Consider the following 547-nt stretch of genomic DNA (forward strand, 5'->3'; position numbering starts at 1 on the left):
GGTTGTTTTAGGTGAGGACGGCGAGGAGTGGGGCGTAGTGGTCGGTGATGGCTTGGCGGTAGGCGGGGGTGTCTCCGGCGTGGGCGGCTTGGAGCATGGCTCGGTGGGCTTTGGCGGTGCTGGTGAGGTCTTCGAGTTTGGGGGCGTCCAGGAGGGGGACGGTGAGGGTGTGGATGGCCCAGAAGGCTTCGGTGAGGTGGAGGTAGAGGTGGTTGTCGAGGGGTTGGAGCAGGCGGGTGTGGAAGCAGCGGTCCTGGTCGGTGAAGAGCTTGCCTTGGGAGGCGAGGTGCTCGATGTTGTCGACGAGGGTGTTGAGCTCGGGGTCGTGGCGGTTGTGCCAGGCGTGGGTGACGGGTTCGGCCAGGGCGTTGTCGAGGGTGATGCGTACTTCGACGATGTCGCGTAGTCCGCGGTGGTCGTCTCCGGGGTTGAGGAGGCCTTTGAAGATGAGGGACTCGACCATGGGGCGCATGGAGACTTGGCCGACGAACATTCCGTGTCCGTGGCGTACTTCGACGATGTCGAGGGCGACGAGGGTGCGGACGGC

1 protein-coding gene is annotated in these 547 nt (G+C 65.1%); it reads right to left on the reverse strand.

Annotation, left to right across the window (positions count from 1 at the left end; genetic code table 11):
• Positions 1-7: 7 nt before the first annotated feature.
• Positions 8-547: FadR/GntR family transcriptional regulator (locus tag FK267_RS13355; RefSeq protein WP_141407499.1), on the reverse strand; the 540-nt coding region annotated here is incomplete at its 5' end.

Origin of the sequence: Actinomyces oris (assembly GCF_006546825.1) — a bacterium.
Classification (GTDB): Bacteria; Actinomycetota; Actinomycetes; order Actinomycetales; family Actinomycetaceae; genus Actinomyces; species Actinomyces oris.